The organism is Sphingobium sp., from assembly GCF_036170395.1.
GTDB lineage: Bacteria > Pseudomonadota > Alphaproteobacteria > Sphingomonadales > Sphingomonadaceae > Sphingobium.
In genome coordinates this window covers 16870-32082 of the sequence record NZ_JAVHPD010000050.1, presented here as the reverse complement: position 1 = coordinate 32082, position 15213 = coordinate 16870, and the positions used below count along the sequence as shown (strand labels likewise).

Genomic DNA, 15213 nt, shown 5'->3' with positions numbered 1-15213 from the left:
GGGAGATGACAGCGAAGCGCACTCATGATCGGCATCGCGCCGCAGCCGCATTGCTGTTGCTGACCTCTGCCCTCGCAAGCCCCGTTTCGGCCGAAACGCTTCAGGGCGCGCTGGCGAAAGCCTATGCGTCGAACCCGACCCTGACCGGCGCGCGTGCCGGCCAGCGGGCAACCGACGAAGGCGTGCCGATCCGGAAGGCCGATGGCCGCCCCGCGCTCGACGTGCAGGGCAGCTATACCGAAAGCATCCTGAAGCCCACGATCAGCTTCACCTCGCCCCAGCGCACGCTGAACGCCCAGGCGCAGGTCACCGTGCCGCTCTATTCGGGCGGATCGGTCCGCAACGGCATCAAAGCCGCCAAGACTCGCGTCGAGGCCGGGCAGGCGAATTTGCGCGGAACCGAAGCCAGCGTGTTTTCGCAGACCGTCGCGGCCTATATGGACGTGATCCGCGACACCGCGATCGTCTCGCTCAACCAGGCCAATGTGAAGGTGCTGGAAGTCAATCTTCAGGCGACGCGCGACCGGTTCGAGGTTGGCGACGTGACCCGCACCGATGTCGCCCAGTCCGAATCGCGGCTGGCGCTGGCGCGGTCGGACCTGCAAACGGCGCAGGCGAACCTCATCACCAGCCGCGAAAATTACATCGCGCTGGTGGGCGAAGCGCCCGACAATCTGGAGCCGCCGCCGGCCTTGCCGGGCCTGCCCGCCGACCCTGCCGTCGCCGTGCAGGTGGCCCTCAACGACAATCCCGACATTGCGGCGGCCAAGAAGCAGCGCGAAGCGCGGCGTTATGACGTGAAAGCGGCGAAGGGCGCGGTGATGCCCAGCGTTTCGGCCTTCACCCAGGCCGGCTACACCAACTATCTCCATTCGCTCAACAGCAGCGCGCAGGACGCCAACGGCAATATCGTCGAAGGCCCGCAGATCAACAAGCAGGCGGCGGCCGGCGTTCAGATCAGCATCCCCCTCTATCAGGGCGGACGACCCGCCGCGCAGGTGCGGCAGAATCAGGCGCTGGAATCGCAGGCGATCGAGCAGGAGATCGAGGCGGAGCGCAGCGTGATCGCGCAGACCCGCGCGGCCTATGCGAGCTGGCAGGCATCGCTCCAGACGATCCAGTCGAGCCAGAAGGCGGTCGATGCCGCCGCCCTGTCGCTGGAGGGCGTGCGCGCGGAAAATTCGGTCGGCAGCCGAACGATCCTCGACATCCTCAACGCCGAACAGGAATCGCTGATCGCGCGGGTCGAACTCGTGTCGGCGCGGCGCAACGCCTATGTCGCTGGTTTCACGCTGCTCGCCGCGATGGGCCATGCGGAGGCGGACGATCTCGGCCTTGCCAGCGGCGCGCTCTATGACCCGATGGTCAATTATGAGCGGGTGCGCGGCAAATGGTTCGACTGGGACTTTGATCCCGCGCCCAAGCCCGTGGCCACCCGCACCGTCGATACGCCCGCGCAGGACGCCACCGTGCCGCCAGCGTCGGCCCAGCAACCTTAATCGCTTGTTAACCCGCGACGGCCATTCTAAAGCCCCAAAGGTGCGCAATGGATTTTGGACGGGGATTTTCCATGGGTGACATGACCAAGGAACCCTCGATGGAAGAGATACTCTCGTCCATCAAGCGGATCATCGCCGAGGAGGGCGAGGAAGCGGTGCAGGCAGCGTCGCCCCGCCGCACCCGCGCCGAGCCCAAGGCCGCCGCCATTCCCCCGGCGGTCGAGGAAGTGCTGGAACTGACCGAAGAGGTTGCGGAGGAACCCATGGCTGCCCCCAAGGCTGCGCCCAAGCCCATCACCCCGGCCGCGAGCGACGACACGATCCTGTCGGTCGAAAGCGAAGTCGCGGCGCGCCATTCGCTGTCGGCCCTGTCCTCCATGCTGGTCGCGCCCGCGCCGGGGCAGGACAATACGCTCGACGGCCTCGTCCGCGCGATGCTGAAGCCCATGCTGAAGGAATGGCTCGACGCCCGCCTGCCGGCTCTGGTCGAAGAGATGGTGGCGAAGGAAATCGCTCGGATCACCGGCCGCTGACAGGGTAGGGCGGGGGCGTGTCGCGCCCCGCTCCCTTTTTTGCGACGCCCCATCCCATATTCCATGATGGACAGGCGCACCCTGACGCCCGGATAGAAGGCCGGGTTTCAAGGGGGTAGCGGAATGATATTGGGCAGGCGCGCGGTGATCCAGGGTCTGTTGGCCGCGCCTTTCGTGGCTTCGCCCGGATGGGCGGCGGCCGGCGACGCCGCCGACATGGCCCGCTTCATCGCGGCCCTGCCCAAGGCCGAATATCATGTCCATCTTGAAGGGACGCTGGAAGCGGAGATGAAGTTTGCGCTCGCGAAGCGCAACGGGCTGGACCTGCCCTTCGCCGATGTCGCCGCGATGAAGGCCAGCTATCGCTATCACGACCTGCCGAGCTTCCTCGCCATCTATTATGACGGCATGAAGGTGCTGCGGACAGAGCAGGATTTCTACGATCTCGCTTATGCCTATCTGGCGAAGGCATCGTCGCAGAACATCCTCTACGCAGAGATGTTCTTCGATCCGCAAGAGCATCTGAAGCGCGGCGTGCCGATGGCGGCGGTGATCGGCGGCATCACCCGCGCCCGGCAGGACGCTGCGGCAAAGCTCGGGATCGGATCGCAGCTCATCCTCTGCTTCGTGCGCGACCTATCGGCTGAATCCGCCATGGCGGCGCTCGACGCGGCGCTGCCGTTCCGCGATCAGCTTGTCGCGGTCGGCCTCGATTCGGACGAGAAGGACAATCCCCCGATCAAGTTCGCCGCCCATTTCGCCAAGGCGCGCGCGGCCGGGCTGAAGGTCACCGCCCATTGCGACCTCAACCAGAAGGACATTCTCGACCATCTGCGCCAGGCGATCGTCGACCTGCGCGTCGACCGGATCGACCATGGCGGCAACATATTGGAATCGCCCGAACTGATCGCCGTGGCCAAGGCTCGGAACCTCTATTTCACCGTCTGCCCGACCTTCTCCGGCACGGTGCGCGGCGATGCCCCGCCCAAGGATGTTGTGCGCGGCATGATCGACGCCGGCCTCAACCTCACCATCAACTCGGACGATCCGGCCTATATGGGCAGCGAATATCTGAACGAAGTGCTGGTGAAGGCGCAGGCCCGCAGCGCGCTGACCAAGGCGGAACTGGTGATGCTTTCACGCAACGCCTTCAACGCCGGCTGGATGGACGACGCGCAGCGCGCCGCCTGCCACGCGAAACTGGACGCCTTCGCGAAGGCGGAGGGGCTAGCGGGCTGAGAATCACTGGATGCTCAAGCTCGCGACGCCCGCAATGCCACGGCGGCGCGCCCCGATCTTCCTGGATAGACGGACTGCAAATAGGCCTTTCCTAACCTATTCCGCGCTACTATCTCCGTGTTAGAGGAAAAGGCATGACCGAAAAGCGTCCCAGTGATTTGCCGACCAAATGGAAGCGTGCGCCAAACGGCGAGATGATTGCCGTAAAGGTCGTACAGTCCGATAGCGAAACCCTTGAATATGATCTGCTCGCGGCTTTTCGCTCCAATGTCCGCCGCTTGAAGCGCGAGCGCCGCGAGCGGGCCAAAGATGCAGATATCGCCGCGTAAGGCGGATAAGCCCTCGCTTTGGATTATCGCTGGCCCGAACGGGTCCGGCAAAAGCACGCTTTACAATCGCACCGACATTGACGGTTGGGGCGGTTCGATCTGGATCATCAATCCTGATTTGCTCACGCTCCGCCTCATGGAGCAGGAGGGGCTGGCGCTGAACGATGCAAATCGTTCGGCGCTGGATCACATATGGAACTGGCTTGATGCATCCATTGACGTGCATCAGACGATTGGGGTGGAAACAGTGCTATCCACCTCGAAATATCGCGCGCTGGTGGATCGCGCGAAGGCCCGCGGCTTTGACGTCAGGATGTTGTACGTCGTGCTGGAGTCAGCCGCGCTTCAGATCGAACGGGTGAAATTGAGAGTGTCGGAAGGCGGGCATGACGTCCCCGCCGACAAGATCGTCGCGCGGCGCGCGCGTTCATTCGAGCAACTGGCGATCTTCGCCAAACATCTCGATTACCTCGCTATTTTTGACAACAGCCGCGGCCAACCCAAATTGATCGCCATTAAGCGGTATAAGAAGCCACTTTCGGTGGTAGGGCCGTTGCCCGCCGATCTCAGGGCGGTTCTGGAGGCCAATCTGATCATCGAATGACGCCGCTTAATTGACGTTCCCGACGTTGCGGTTAAAGCGCGATCATGACCGAACTGCCCAAGACTTTCGACCCCGCCGACATCGAGGCCCGCTGGTACGCCCATTGGGAGGCGAACGGCTTGTTCCGCCCGGAACGGCCCGACGCCGTGCCCTTCACCATCGTCAACCCGCCGCCCAATGTGACCGGCAGCCTGCATATCGGCCATGCGCTGGACAATACGTTGCAGGACATCGTCGTGCGCTACGAGCGGCTGCGCGGCAAGGATGCGCTGTGGGTCGTGGGCACCGACCATGCCGGCATCGCCACGCAGATGGTGGTTGAGCGGCAGATGAACGCGCAGGGGCAGAAGCGCACCGACTATAGCCGCGAGGATTTCATCGCGAAGGTCTGGGAATGGAAGGCCGAAAGCGGCGGCGCGATCACGCGGCAGCTGCGGCGTCTCGGCTGCTCGATGGACTGGGCGAACGAGCGCTTCACCATGGACGAGGGCTTTTCCAAGGCCGTGGTCAAGGTGTTCGTGGAACTGCACAAGCGCGGCCTGCTCTATCGCGACAAGCGCCTCGTCAACTGGGATCCCCATTTCCGCTCCGCCATCTCCGACCTGGAGGTGGAGACCAAGGAGACGCAGGGCGGCTTCTGGCACTTCCGCTATCCGCTGGCGGACGGCGTGACGCTGGCCGATGGGAGCGACCATATCGTCGTCGCCACCACCCGGCCCGAAACGATGCTCGCCGACATGGCGGTAGCGGTGCACCCTGACGATCCGCGCTACCAAAGCGTGATCGACAAGGAGATCCTCCACCCGATCACCGGGCGGCGGCTGCGGATCGTGGGCGACGACTATGCCGACCCGGAGCTGGGATCGGGCGCGGTCAAGATCACGCCGGGCCACGACTTCAACGATTTCGAAGTGGGCAAGCGCGCGGGGTTCGCCGCCGGGCAGATGCTCAACATGTTCGACGCCGACGCGAAGGTGGTGCAGCCGACGCAATACGCATTGAAAGTCGCGATGGCAGCGGAGGAAGGCCGTTCCGCCGATGATGTGGTTGGCGCGATACCGAGGCGATTCATAGGGCTAGATCGATTTGACGCGCGCAAAGCCGTGGTCGAGGAAATGAAGTCGCTGGGCTTTCTTGTGCCGCATATCACAAAAAACAAGGAAGGCGAGGAGAGCGTCGCCGACTTTGAGCCGCGCACGATCCAGACGCCCTATGGCGACCGCTCCGGCGTGGTGATCGAGCCGTGGCTGACCGACCAATGGTATGTCGATGCGGCGAAGCTCGCCGTCGCCCCGACGCAGGCGGTGCGCGACGGCGCGATCGAAATCGTGCCCAAGACGTGGGAAAAGACCTTCTTCAACTGGATGGACAATATTCAGCCCTGGTGCGTGAGCCGGCAACTCTGGTGGGGGCATCGGATACCAGTCTGGTATGGTCCAAAATGCGTCAGGACAGATGACGGGTTTTCGGTAACTCAGTCTGCGTCAGGTTCAGCCAACGAAGACGCTTGGTTCGAGTTCGTGTATGAAAGCGAAGAGGATGCTATCGAGGCAGCCAAACGCCAATATGCTGAAATAACCAACTTAAAAATCCGCATAAGAATTGTAGATCAAGATGATCCCTCGAGGAGCTTCGATGGCGGGCGCTCACGTCAAATTGACGATGAGACGTGGGAGTTCGACCTTTACCGTGAAACTGACGTGCTCGACACCTGGTTCTCCTCGGCGCTGTGGCCGTTCGGGACGCTGGGCTGGCCCGATGGCGCACCCGAAAAGCCCCTCCCCTTCAGGGGAGGGGTTGGGGTGGGGGCTCTCGACCAGACGCAGCGCTTGCGGCAAAACCCCACCCCCAGCCCCTCCCCTGAAGGGGAGGGGAGCAATAGCCTCTTGCAACGCCACTACCCCAACGATCTCCTCATCTCCGGCTTCGACATCCTGTTCTTCTGGGACGCGCGGATGGCGATGATGGGACAAGAGTTCATGGGCGACGTTCCGTGGCGCAAGCTCTACCTCCACGGCCTCGTGCGTGCAGCGGACGGGCAGAAAATGTCCAAGTCCAAGGGCAATGTGGTCGATCCGCTGGGCCTTATAGACAAATATGGCGCCGACGCGCTGCGCTTCTTCATGGCGGCGATGGAGAGCCAGGGCCGCGACGTGAAGATGGACGAGAAGCGGGTCGAGGGCTATCGCAACTTCGCGACGAAGCTCTGGAACGCGGCGCGCTTCCTCCAGGCGAACGGCGTCACGGCCTCGACCACCCATGAAGCCCCCCACGCCACGCTCCCCGTCAACCGCTGGATCATCGCGGAAACCGTGGTGACCGTGCAGGCGATCGACACCGCCATGGCCGAACTCCGCTTCGACGCGGCCGCCAATGCCATCTACCATTTCGTCTGGGACCAGTTTTGCGACTGGTATATCGAACTCATCAAAGCGGACCTCTCCTCCGTTCGGGCTGAGCCTGTCGAAGCCCTGTCCTTCTCTTCGGAAGACAATGCGGCCCTTCGACAGGCGCAGGGCGAACGGACGGAGGAGACAAGGGCCGTCGCGGGCTGGGCGTTCGACCAGATCCTCGTCATGCTCCACCCATTCATGCCGTTCATAACCGAAGAGTTATGGAACCTGACCGGCGCGCGGGACAATGAACTGATCATCGCGCGCTGGCCGGTGGCGCTCTACGAGGTGGACAGCGAAGCGCAGGCGGAAATCGACTGGCTGATCCGGCTGGTGAGCGCCATCCGCACCGCACGGACCGAACTCAACGTGCCGCCAGGCGCGCGCATAGCGATGCAAGCGTTCACCGATGACGCGACGCTTGTGGACCGCTTGGCAAAGCTCATACCTCGTTACGAGGATATGCTGCTGCGATTGGGTAAGGTGCAGTGGGTGAGCGTGTTCAACCGCATTCTCGCGCAAGGCGCCACCGCACAAATCGTCGTCGACAACGTTACATATATCCTCGAACTCGAAGGCGTGATCGACATCGCGGCGGAAAAGGCGCGGCTGGCGAAGGCGCTGGCAGCGGCGGAGAAGGAGCGGGATTCGCTGGGCAACCGCCTGTCCAATCCGAGTTTCGTCGAAAAGGCCAAGCCCGAAGCGGTCGCCAAGGCGCGGGAGGATCATGCCGAAAAGAGCGCGGAAGCGGAAAGGCTGAAGGCGGCGCTGGAGCGGTTGGGCTAGGCATTCCTCCCCTGTAAGGGGAGGGGGACCACGAAGTGGTGGAGGGGTGTCACCCTTATCGAGAGGGCGACACCCCTCCGACAGCACTTCGTGCTGCCACCTCCCCTGCAAGGGGAGGATGGTCGTAATGCTAAGGGGCAAGGCGAACATGAGCGAACCAGCACCAGCCGCGCGCGACCTGACGCAAGGGCCTATCGCCTCGGCGCTGCTGCTGTTCGCCATTCCCACGCTGGTCGCCAATATTCTCCAGTCGCTCAATGGCTCGATCAACGCCGTCTGGGTCGGCCGCTTCCTCGGGCCGCAGGCGCTCGCGGCGACGGCCAACGCCAACATCATCATGTTCCTCATGTTCGCGCTGGTGTTCGGCTTCGGCATGGCCTCGACGGTGATAATCGGCCAGGCGATGGGCGCGCGCGACATAATCGCGGCGCGGCGCGCCTTTGGGTCGGCGGTGGGCTTCTGCTCGATCATGGGCCTCGCCGTCGCGATCGGCGGCTGGATCGGCGCGCCGGCGCTGCTGCGCGCGCTGGCGACCCCGGCGGAGGCGTTCGGGCTGGCGCTCACCTATCTGCGCGTCATCTTCGTGGCGATGCCCGCAACGCTGCTCAGCGTCATGATGATGATGGGGCTGCGCGGCGCGGGGGACGCCCGCACGCCGCTCATTTTCATGATCGTCAGCGTCGCCATCGACCTCATCCTCAATCCGGTGCTGATCCTGGGACTGGGGCCGATCCCGGCGTTCGGCATCGCCGGATCGGCGGCGGCGACGGCGGCGGCGGGCTTCGTCAGCCTGATCGGCCTGGTCGCCTTCACCTACGCCAAAGACCTGCCCCTGCGGCTGCGGGGCGCGGAACTGCGCTGGCTCTGGCCGGCGGCGGACCAGCTGCGGCTGCTCTTCGCCAAGGGGCTGCCGATGGGATTGCAGATGATCGTCATGTCCAGCTCCGCGCTGGTGATGATCGGCCTCGTCAACCGCGAAGGGCTGCTGGTGACGGCGGCCTATGGCGCGGCGCTCCAGATTTGGGGCTATCTTCAGATGCCGGCGATCGCGATGGGCGCGGCGGTCAGCGCCATGGCGGCGCAGAATATCGGCGCAGGACGCTGGGACCGGATCGGGCGGATCACCCTTTATGGCCTCGGCTATCAGCTGGCCTTCACGGGCACGATGATCGCTGTCATCCTGCTGTTCCACGGGCCGTTTCTCTCGCTGTTCCTGGGGAATGAAGAAGCGGCGATCGCAGCGGCATGGCATATGCAGCTGATCGTGACCTGGAGCTTCCTGCTGTTCGGATGCACGGCCATCCTGTTCGGCGTCATGCGCGGCAATGGCTCGGTGATGCCGCCGCTCATCATCCTCACCTTCACCCTTTTCGGGGTGCGGCTCGGCTTCTACCATCTCGCTTATCCGGTGCTGGACGCCGATGCGCTCTGGTTCAGCTTTCCGGTCAGTTCGGCCATTGCGCTGCTGCTGGCATGGGCGGTGTATGCGCAGGGGGGCTGGCGCAAGGCCAGGCTGCTGGTCCCCGTCCATGAAGAGGAATGCCGCGAGGCGGTGCAGAGCGAGGCGGAACCCGCCGGCCGTATCGCCCCGGCGGGTTAGGCCCTAGCGCCCCTGGTTGCGCCAGCGCGTAATCGTGCGGTCGAGTATGTCGTTCTCGCCGCCCGACTGCCGCCACAGATCGGTGAAGCTGGGATCGCCCGACGCCGGCCGGCGGCTCTCCTCCAGATTGTCGAGCGCGACGCGGATCGGCACGGCGACGCCCTCGCCGCAGATGATCGCCTCCCGGTTGCGCAGCGCCGGGATCGAATCGAGGAAGCCCCGCGCGCCCTCGGGCATCGCCGCCTTCACGAACGCCTGGTCGCGGTCGTTGTTGAGGCGCATCGAGATGATCGTGCCGCACTGCGACAGCACGCCTTCGGCCAGGTCCGACGGCCGCTGGGTGATGAGGCCCAGCGACACGCCATATTTGCGCCCTTCCTTGGCGATCCGCTCCAATATCTTGCGCACCGCCTGCCCGCCGCCGCTGGTCGAGTTGGGAATGTAGCGATGCGCTTCCTCGCACACCAACAGGATCGGCCGCTGCGGCTCGTCCCGCGCCCAGATGGCATAGTCGAACACCAGACGCGACAGCACCGACACAACCGTAGAGGTGATGTCGGATGGCATCGCCGACACGTCGATGATCGAGATCGGCTTGCCGTCCGACGGCAGGCGGAACACCTTCGCTATGAACGCCTGCATGGTGTCCGCGACCAGCATCCCGGAAAACATGAAGCTGTAGCGCGGGTCGGCCTTGATCTCGTCGATCTTGGTCTTGAGGCGCATATAGGGCAGCGAATTGGTGCCCTTGTCGAGCTTCCCCATTTCGTTCTGGAGGATCGTCGTCAGGTCCGACAGCAGATAGGGGATCGGTGAATCGACCGTCAGCCGGCCGATGCTTTCGGCCAGCCGGTTCTTGGTGCGCGCGGCGAGCAGGCATTTTGCGAGGATGTCGCAATCGACCGTGCGTTCGGAGCCCGACGAGGTGACGAACACCTCGCAATGCTCCTCGAAGTTCATCAGCCAATAGGGGAGGGCGAGGTTGTTGACGTCATAGACCGCGCCGTTGCCGGCGAAGGCCGCGCCATATTCGCCATGGGGATCGATCATGACGATATGCCCTTGCGGCGACAGGTCGCAGATGCGGTGGAGGATGAGCGCCGCGCTGGTCGATTTGCCGGTGCCGGTGGAGCCCAAGAGCGCGAAATGCTTGCCCAGCATCGAATCGACATAGAGGGCCGCGCGCGTGTCGCTGGTGGGATAGACGGTGCCGATCTCCACATGCGCGCGATCGTCGGCGGCGTATATCTGTTGCATGTCGTGGCTCGACACCGGGAAAATGTCCGTCCCCGGCGTCGGATAACGGGTGACGCCACGGCGAAAGCGGTAGATGCGCCCGGTCAGCTTCTCCTCGTCGCCCTCGCCCAGAAAGTCGATGTCGGCGACGATGCCCTTGGTCGCCTGATCGAGCGCCATTGCGCGGACGCTGGCGACCAGCCAGCAATTGCCGACGCGCATCTTCACCTGGCTGCCGACCTGTCCCGCCATGGCGATGCTGGGGTCGCTGTCCTGCCCGAACAGCGCGAGCCGATGCGCATCGATCAATATCTTGGAGCTGGACCCGGCGATCTGGAACACCATGCCCATCGACTGGGTGTGGGCCATATGGGCAGGCGCAGCGGCGGCAGTGAAGGATTGTGCGCCCGGCATATGGGTCATGAGCCTTTGTCGTCCCCTGGACCGGAACGTCTTCCGGCAAACAGGGTGGGTGTAGGCAGAATAGGTAAAGATTGGCTTATGCGGGCGCGCGCCCGCGTGGTTCATCGCGCGCATATGGTTGAGACGCGGTGAAGCCGCGTCCGTTTCGGACCAGATGATGTGCGCCAGGAACATGGATCATGTTTCAGGCATTGGGGAAGCGTAACCATCAGGATGCCTGTGTGACCCTTACCCTGCCGACCCATGACGCGCGCCGATCCGATGCTATCGCGATCGCCCGCGTCATCTGCATCCTGGGCGTCGTCTATGTCCATGCCTGGACTGGCCTCAACGGCGCGGAGCTGGAGGCGCTGCGCGGCAGCGCGCAGGAAAATCTCCGCTGGCTGCTGATGGAGATGTTCGGGCGGAGCGCCGTGCCTTTGCTCGGGCTGATCTCGGGCTGGCTGGTCGCGGGATCGGGCGGCACGCGCGACTGGGCCGGGCATGTCCGGCGAAAGGCGCGGACGATCCTGCTGCCGATGATCCTGTGGAACCTGCTGGCGATCCTGCTGGTGGGCGGCGCGGCCTGGCTTGCCGGGTTGCAGGCGCCCCGGCCGCAATCGGCGGCCTGGGTGGTGCAGGAAACGCTCATCCTCACTCGCAACCCCGACATCAATGTCCAGATGCCCTTCCTGCGCGACCTGTTCCTCTGCATGGTGGCCGCGCCTTTGCTGGTGCGATTGCCCGGCTGGATGCTGGTGGCGATCGGCGCTGCGGCGGCGCTCTGCCATGTCGAGGGGCTGGGGCCGCCGGTGCTGATGCGCGCCTCGATCCTGCTCTTCTTCGTCACCGGCATTTTGGCGCGGCGCGGCGGCTGGGCGGATCGCGTCGCGGCGCTGCCGCTCTGGCCCGCGCTGCTGCCTTTCGCGCTGCTGATGGGCGCGCAGCTCTACCGCGCCGTCGCGATCGGCAACGGCGGCTCGCCGGAGGCGCAGGCGGCGCTCGACCTGGCGGTGCGCGGCACGGCGACGATCGCTTTCTGGCGCATCGCCTGGGCGTTGGCCGGCACCGGCATGCGCGGCATGCTGCTGCGGATCGAGCCCTACGCCTTCTTCCTCTTCTGCGCCCACCTGATCCTGATCTGGCTCGGCGGGCCGCTGATCGGCAAGCTCACCGGCCGGATGGGATCGCCGCTCTACCCGATCTACCTGATCGCTCAGCCCTTCATCGTCCTGGCGACGGTCGTCATGATCGGCAATCTGCTCCAGCGAATCGCGCCCGGCGCGTCGGCGCTGCTGAGCGGTGGCCGTCTGAAGGGCGAGTGTCAGGCCGCTTCGCGCACTGTAATGGCCTGAGCCGCCGTCATCGCGATGGCGAAGCTGCGCTTGCGCGCCTGCGGATCGAATATCTGGCCGGTCAGCATCAACTCGTCGGCCTGCGTCCGCCGCAGAAACGCCGCCATGTCCCGCTCCACATCCGCCTGCGTACCGATGCTGGAGACGCTGAGCACATCGGACAGCATCGCCTGCGCCTGGGGCGGCAGGCTTTCATAATAGCCCGCCACCGGCGGCTGGAGCTTGCCCGGATTGCCGGTGCGCAGGCGCACGAACGCCTGCTGCATCGAACTGGCGAGCAGCTGCGCTTCCTCCCGGTCATCGGCGGCGAACACATTGTAGCCGGCCATGACATAGGGATATCTGAGCTGCCCTGAGGGGCGGAAATCGCTGCGGTAGATGGCGATCGCCTCATCGAGCGCGGCGGGCGCGAAATGCGAAGCGAAGGCATAGGGCAGCCCCAGCGCGGCGGCGAGCTGCGCGCCATAGAGGCTGGAGCCCAAGATCCAGATCGGCACCTCCGCACCCGCGCCCGGCGTCGCCTGAATGCCCAGCCGCTCGTCGCCGGCAAGAAACGCCTGCAACTCCATGACGTCGCGCGGAAACTGGTCCGGCCCGCCGGCAAGGTTGCGGCGGATCGCCTGCGCCACCCGCTGGTCGGACCCCGGCGCGCGGCCCAGCCCCAGATCCACCCGGCCGGGAAAGAGCGCATCGAGCGTCCCGAACTGCTCGGCGATCAGCAGCGGCGCATGATTGGGCAGCATGACGCCGCCCGCGCCGATGCGGATGGAGGAAGTCGCATGGCCGATATGCGCCAGCACCACCGCTGTCGCGGCCGACGCGATGCCCGCCATGCCATGATGCTCGGCGACCCAGTAGCGGTGATAGCCGAGCGCTTGCGCATGGGCGGCCAGATCGGCGGCATTGGCGAGAGCGGTCGCCACCGTGTCGCCTTCGCGCACCGGGACGAGGTCGAGCAGGGAAAAACGTGCCATGCCCGCCATATGGGGGCAGGGTGGGTTTCAGTTCAAGACGGGATCAGACCGCTCGCCCGAATCCCTGGACCGGCGTTTCGATCCGGCGGCCGAACGTGCCGGGTCGGCGCGCAACGAGCGGATTGGCGTCGCGGTCGAGCAGCGCCATCGTCTCGGTGAAGCAGGGGCGCAGCGCGACGACCGTCTCGATCAGCTCGTCCGGGCTCTCGCGCGTTTCCACGCAGCGTCGGGCGGTCATCTCGATCTGCTCGGCCATGGCGCTCAGGCGATAGGCGCCGAACTGGGCCGACTCGCCCTTCAGCGTATGCGCGGGAACGACGAGCGCAGCGGCGTTGCGCGCGCGGAAGGCGTCCTCCACGGCGCTGATCGACTTCACCCCATCCTCGCGGAAATAGCCGAGGATGCGCAGAAAGGCGGTCCCCAGCTCGGCGCGGGTCCGGGCAAAATCGCTCCAGTTGACCAGTTCGGTATCTTGGTGGGACACCAATGTGCTCCTTCACATTCTGGTCAGAACATAGGCGCGGCGCGTAAACAGGGGGTTAAAGCAAGAGCCAAGGCAATGGATTGCCGAAACAATTCAGACATGGCGAGACATGCTGAAGCGATAATCGCCAAGCTGCGCGAAGGTCCAGCCATGGGCCTGCGCCAACGCCGCCAGCTCGGTCGCGGCGATCGGATCGTCGGCCTCGATCAGGATCGCGTCAGCCTCGCGCAAGGCGCGCGCGGCGCGGAGCGCCGGCCAGGGGCATTTCATCCCGCGCGCGTTGACCTGAACCGGCGCGGACTCACTTGTTGCCATAGGGGTTCTTGGCGCTCCGCAGCGTCAGCCGCACCGGCACCGCGCCGAAGCCCAGTTCCTTGCGGATGCCGTTGACCAGATAGCGGCGGTAGCTTTCGGGCAGTTCGTCGAGCCGCGTGCCGAACAGCACGAAGGTCGGCGGCCGGGTCTTGTTCTGGGTGATGTAGCGCAGCTTGATCCGCTTGCCGCCGGGCGCGGGCGGCGGATTGGCCTCCAGCGCGCGCTCGAACCAGCGGTTGAGCACGCCGGTCGAGATACGCTGCGACCAGGCGGTGCGGGTCTCGAAGGCGACATGGATCAGGTCATCGAGACCCTTGCCGGTGGCGGCGGAGACGGTCATGATCGGCACGCCGCGCACCTGCGCCAGCCCATCGTCCAGCGCCTTCTTGATCCCCTGATAGAGCGCCGAGCCATTCTCGACCGTGTCCCACTTGTTGAGCGCGATGACGAGCGCGCGGCCTTCCTCCAGCACCTTGTCGGCGATCCGCAGATCCTGCGCCTCCAGCCCGCGCGTCGAATCGAGCAGCAGCACGACGACTTCTGCGAAGTTGACGGCATTGAGCCCGTCGCTGACCGCCAGCTTCTCCAGCTTGTCCTGCACCTTGGCGCGCTTGCGCATCCCCGCGGTGTCGATCAGGCGGACAGGGCGCTCCAGCCCGTCGCGGCTGGTCCACGACCATTCCACCGCAATGCTGTCGCGCGTGATGCCCGCTTCCGGTCCGGTCAGCAGCCGGTTTTCGCCCAGCAGCCGGTTGATGAGCGTGGACTTGCCGGCATTGGGACGGCCGACAATGGCGAGCTTCAGCGGCGCGCTCTCGTCATCCTCGTAAAATTCCTTCTCATACGCCTCGCCATCCTCGCGCTCCAAATGGGGGAGCAGCGCCTGGAACAGGTCGGCAAGCCCCTGCCCATGTTCGGCGGAAAAGGGGATCGGCTCGCCCAGGCCGAGGCCGAAGGATTCCATGACGCCCGGTTCCGCCGCCTTGCCCTCCGCCTTGTTGGCGACCAGCACCACCGGCGCGTCATTGGCGCGCAGCCAGCGGGCGATTTCCTCGTCCAGCGGGGTGACGCCGGCGCGGGCATCGATCATGAACAAGGCGACGTCGCAATTATCCACCGCCGCCTCGGTCTGCATCCGCATCCGGCCGGGCAGCGACTGGGCGTCCTCATCCTCATAGCCGGCGGTATCGACGATGGTGAAATCGAGGCCGAGCAGATGCGCTTCCCCCTCGCGCCGGTCGCGGGTGACGCCCGGCTGGTCGTCCACCAGCGCCAGCTTCTTGCCGACGAGCCGGTTGAACAGGGTGGACTTGCCGACATTGGGCCGTCCGACGATCGCTACCGTGGGCAGCATGGCCCATTTCCTTCCACATATATTATAGTTCCCCGGCGAAAGCCGGGGTCCAGTCCCAAAGCGTGGAACTGGACCCCGGCCTTCGCCGGGGAAAGCGTCATTCTAGCATG

At 65.0% G+C, this 15213-nt stretch carries 13 protein-coding genes; 8 read left to right on the top strand and 5 right to left on the bottom strand.

The window, feature by feature from the left end; all coding sequences use genetic code 11:
• Positions 1-5 precede the first annotated feature (5 nt).
• The 7 genes from V2B31_RS13520 to V2B31_RS13490 all read left to right on the top strand — a co-directional run bounded on the left by V2B31_RS13520 (position 6) and on the right by V2B31_RS13490 (position 8983).
• Positions 6-1499 (top strand): TolC family outer membrane protein, encoded by a 1494-nt coding sequence (locus V2B31_RS13520; protein WP_328279375.1) that lies wholly within the window; start codon positions 6-8, stop codon positions 1497-1499.
• A 71-nt stretch (positions 1500-1570) separates the two neighbouring features.
• The gene (locus tag V2B31_RS13515; RefSeq protein ID WP_328279373.1) at positions 1571-2032 is read left to right on the top strand and encodes a DUF2497 domain-containing protein; all 462 of its coding nucleotides are present in this window, start codon (positions 1571-1573) and stop codon (positions 2030-2032) included.
• Positions 2033-2155: 123 nt separating this feature from the next.
• Entirely contained in the window at positions 2156-3271 is a 1116-nt protein-coding gene (gene add, locus V2B31_RS13510; protein ID WP_328279371.1) for an adenosine deaminase, read from the top strand.
• Positions 3272-3405: 134 nt separating this feature from the next.
• The gene (locus V2B31_RS13505) at positions 3406-3600 is read left to right on the top strand and encodes a hypothetical protein (protein WP_328279369.1); all 195 of its coding nucleotides are present in this window, start codon (positions 3406-3408) and stop codon (positions 3598-3600) included.
• Positions 3581-4204, top strand: a complete 624-nt coding sequence (locus V2B31_RS13500) for an AAA family ATPase (RefSeq protein WP_328279367.1) — start codon at positions 3581-3583, stop codon at positions 4202-4204. The genes V2B31_RS13505 and V2B31_RS13500 overlap by 20 nt, the downstream gene beginning before the upstream one ends.
• A 44-nt stretch (positions 4205-4248) precedes the next feature.
• Positions 4249-7383 (top strand): valine--tRNA ligase, encoded by a 3135-nt coding sequence (locus V2B31_RS13495; RefSeq protein WP_328279365.1) that lies wholly within the window; start codon positions 4249-4251, stop codon positions 7381-7383.
• 148 nt (positions 7384-7531) lie between these two features.
• The gene (locus V2B31_RS13490) at positions 7532-8983 is read left to right on the top strand and encodes an MATE family efflux transporter (RefSeq protein WP_328279363.1); all 1452 of its coding nucleotides are present in this window, start codon (positions 7532-7534) and stop codon (positions 8981-8983) included.
• A gap of 3 nt (positions 8984-8986) precedes the next feature.
• Here V2B31_RS13490 and V2B31_RS13485 read toward each other — a convergent pair whose 3' ends face one another.
• Complete coding sequence (locus V2B31_RS13485) at positions 8987-10642, bottom strand: ATP-binding protein (protein ID WP_443022080.1); 1656 nt, start codon at positions 10640-10642, stop codon at positions 8987-8989.
• A 179-nt stretch (positions 10643-10821) separates the two neighbouring features.
• On the opposite strand from V2B31_RS13485, the gene V2B31_RS13480 reads away from it, so the two are divergent.
• A complete protein-coding gene (locus tag V2B31_RS13480) occupies positions 10822-11976 on the top strand; it encodes an acyltransferase family protein (protein WP_443022078.1) in 1155 nt (384 codons plus the stop codon).
• Here the strand turns inward: V2B31_RS13480 and V2B31_RS13475 are convergent.
• The 4 genes from V2B31_RS13475 to der form a co-directional block, all read right to left on the bottom strand.
• Positions 11946-12950, bottom strand: coding sequence for an LLM class flavin-dependent oxidoreductase (locus V2B31_RS13475; protein WP_328279359.1), 1005 nt, complete (start codon positions 12948-12950; stop codon positions 11946-11948). The two genes, V2B31_RS13480 and V2B31_RS13475, sit on opposite strands and share 31 nt — an antisense overlap.
• A 43-nt stretch (positions 12951-12993) precedes the next feature.
• Positions 12994-13434, bottom strand: coding sequence for an Hpt domain-containing protein (locus tag V2B31_RS13470; RefSeq protein WP_328279357.1), 441 nt, complete (start codon positions 13432-13434; stop codon positions 12994-12996).
• 93 nt (positions 13435-13527) lie between these two features.
• The gene (locus tag V2B31_RS13465; protein WP_328279355.1) at positions 13528-13749 is read right to left on the bottom strand and encodes a sulfurtransferase TusA family protein; all 222 of its coding nucleotides are present in this window, start codon (positions 13747-13749) and stop codon (positions 13528-13530) included.
• Positions 13736-15103 (bottom strand): ribosome biogenesis GTPase Der, encoded by a 1368-nt coding sequence (gene der / locus V2B31_RS13460; RefSeq protein ID WP_328279353.1) that lies wholly within the window; start codon positions 15101-15103, stop codon positions 13736-13738. The genes V2B31_RS13465 and der overlap by 14 nt, the downstream gene beginning before the upstream one ends.
• Positions 15104-15213 lie beyond the last annotated feature (110 nt).

Excerpts from the sequence above, each read along its gene's own strand:
- V2B31_RS13485 (WP_443022080.1), bottom strand. The coding sequence starts at position 10,642 with ATGACCCATATGCCGGGCGCACAATCCTTCACTGCCGCCGCTGCGCCT.
- V2B31_RS13520 (WP_328279375.1), top strand. The coding sequence starts at position 6 with ATGACAGCGAAGCGCACTCATGATCGGCATCGCGCCGCAGCCGCATTG.
- der (WP_328279353.1), bottom strand. The coding sequence starts at position 15,103 with ATGCTGCCCACGGTAGCGATCGTCGGACGGCCCAATGTCGGCAAGTCC.
- V2B31_RS13480 (WP_443022078.1), top strand. The coding sequence starts at position 10,822 with ATGTTTCAGGCATTGGGGAAGCGTAACCATCAGGATGCCTGTGTGACC.
- V2B31_RS13500 (WP_328279367.1), top strand. The coding sequence starts at position 3,581 with ATGCAGATATCGCCGCGTAAGGCGGATAAGCCCTCGCTTTGGATTATC.
- V2B31_RS13495 (WP_328279365.1), top strand. The coding sequence starts at position 4,249 with ATGACCGAACTGCCCAAGACTTTCGACCCCGCCGACATCGAGGCCCGC.
- V2B31_RS13505 (WP_328279369.1), top strand. The coding sequence starts at position 3,406 with ATGACCGAAAAGCGTCCCAGTGATTTGCCGACCAAATGGAAGCGTGCG.
- V2B31_RS13490 (WP_328279363.1), top strand. The coding sequence starts at position 7,532 with ATGAGCGAACCAGCACCAGCCGCGCGCGACCTGACGCAAGGGCCTATC.
- V2B31_RS13465 (WP_328279355.1), bottom strand. The coding sequence starts at position 13,749 with ATGGCAACAAGTGAGTCCGCGCCGGTTCAGGTCAACGCGCGCGGGATG.
- V2B31_RS13475 (WP_328279359.1), bottom strand. The coding sequence starts at position 12,950 with ATGGCACGTTTTTCCCTGCTCGACCTCGTCCCGGTGCGCGAAGGCGAC.
- V2B31_RS13515 (WP_328279373.1), top strand. The coding sequence starts at position 1,571 with ATGGGTGACATGACCAAGGAACCCTCGATGGAAGAGATACTCTCGTCC.
- add (WP_328279371.1), top strand. The coding sequence starts at position 2,156 with ATGATATTGGGCAGGCGCGCGGTGATCCAGGGTCTGTTGGCCGCGCCT.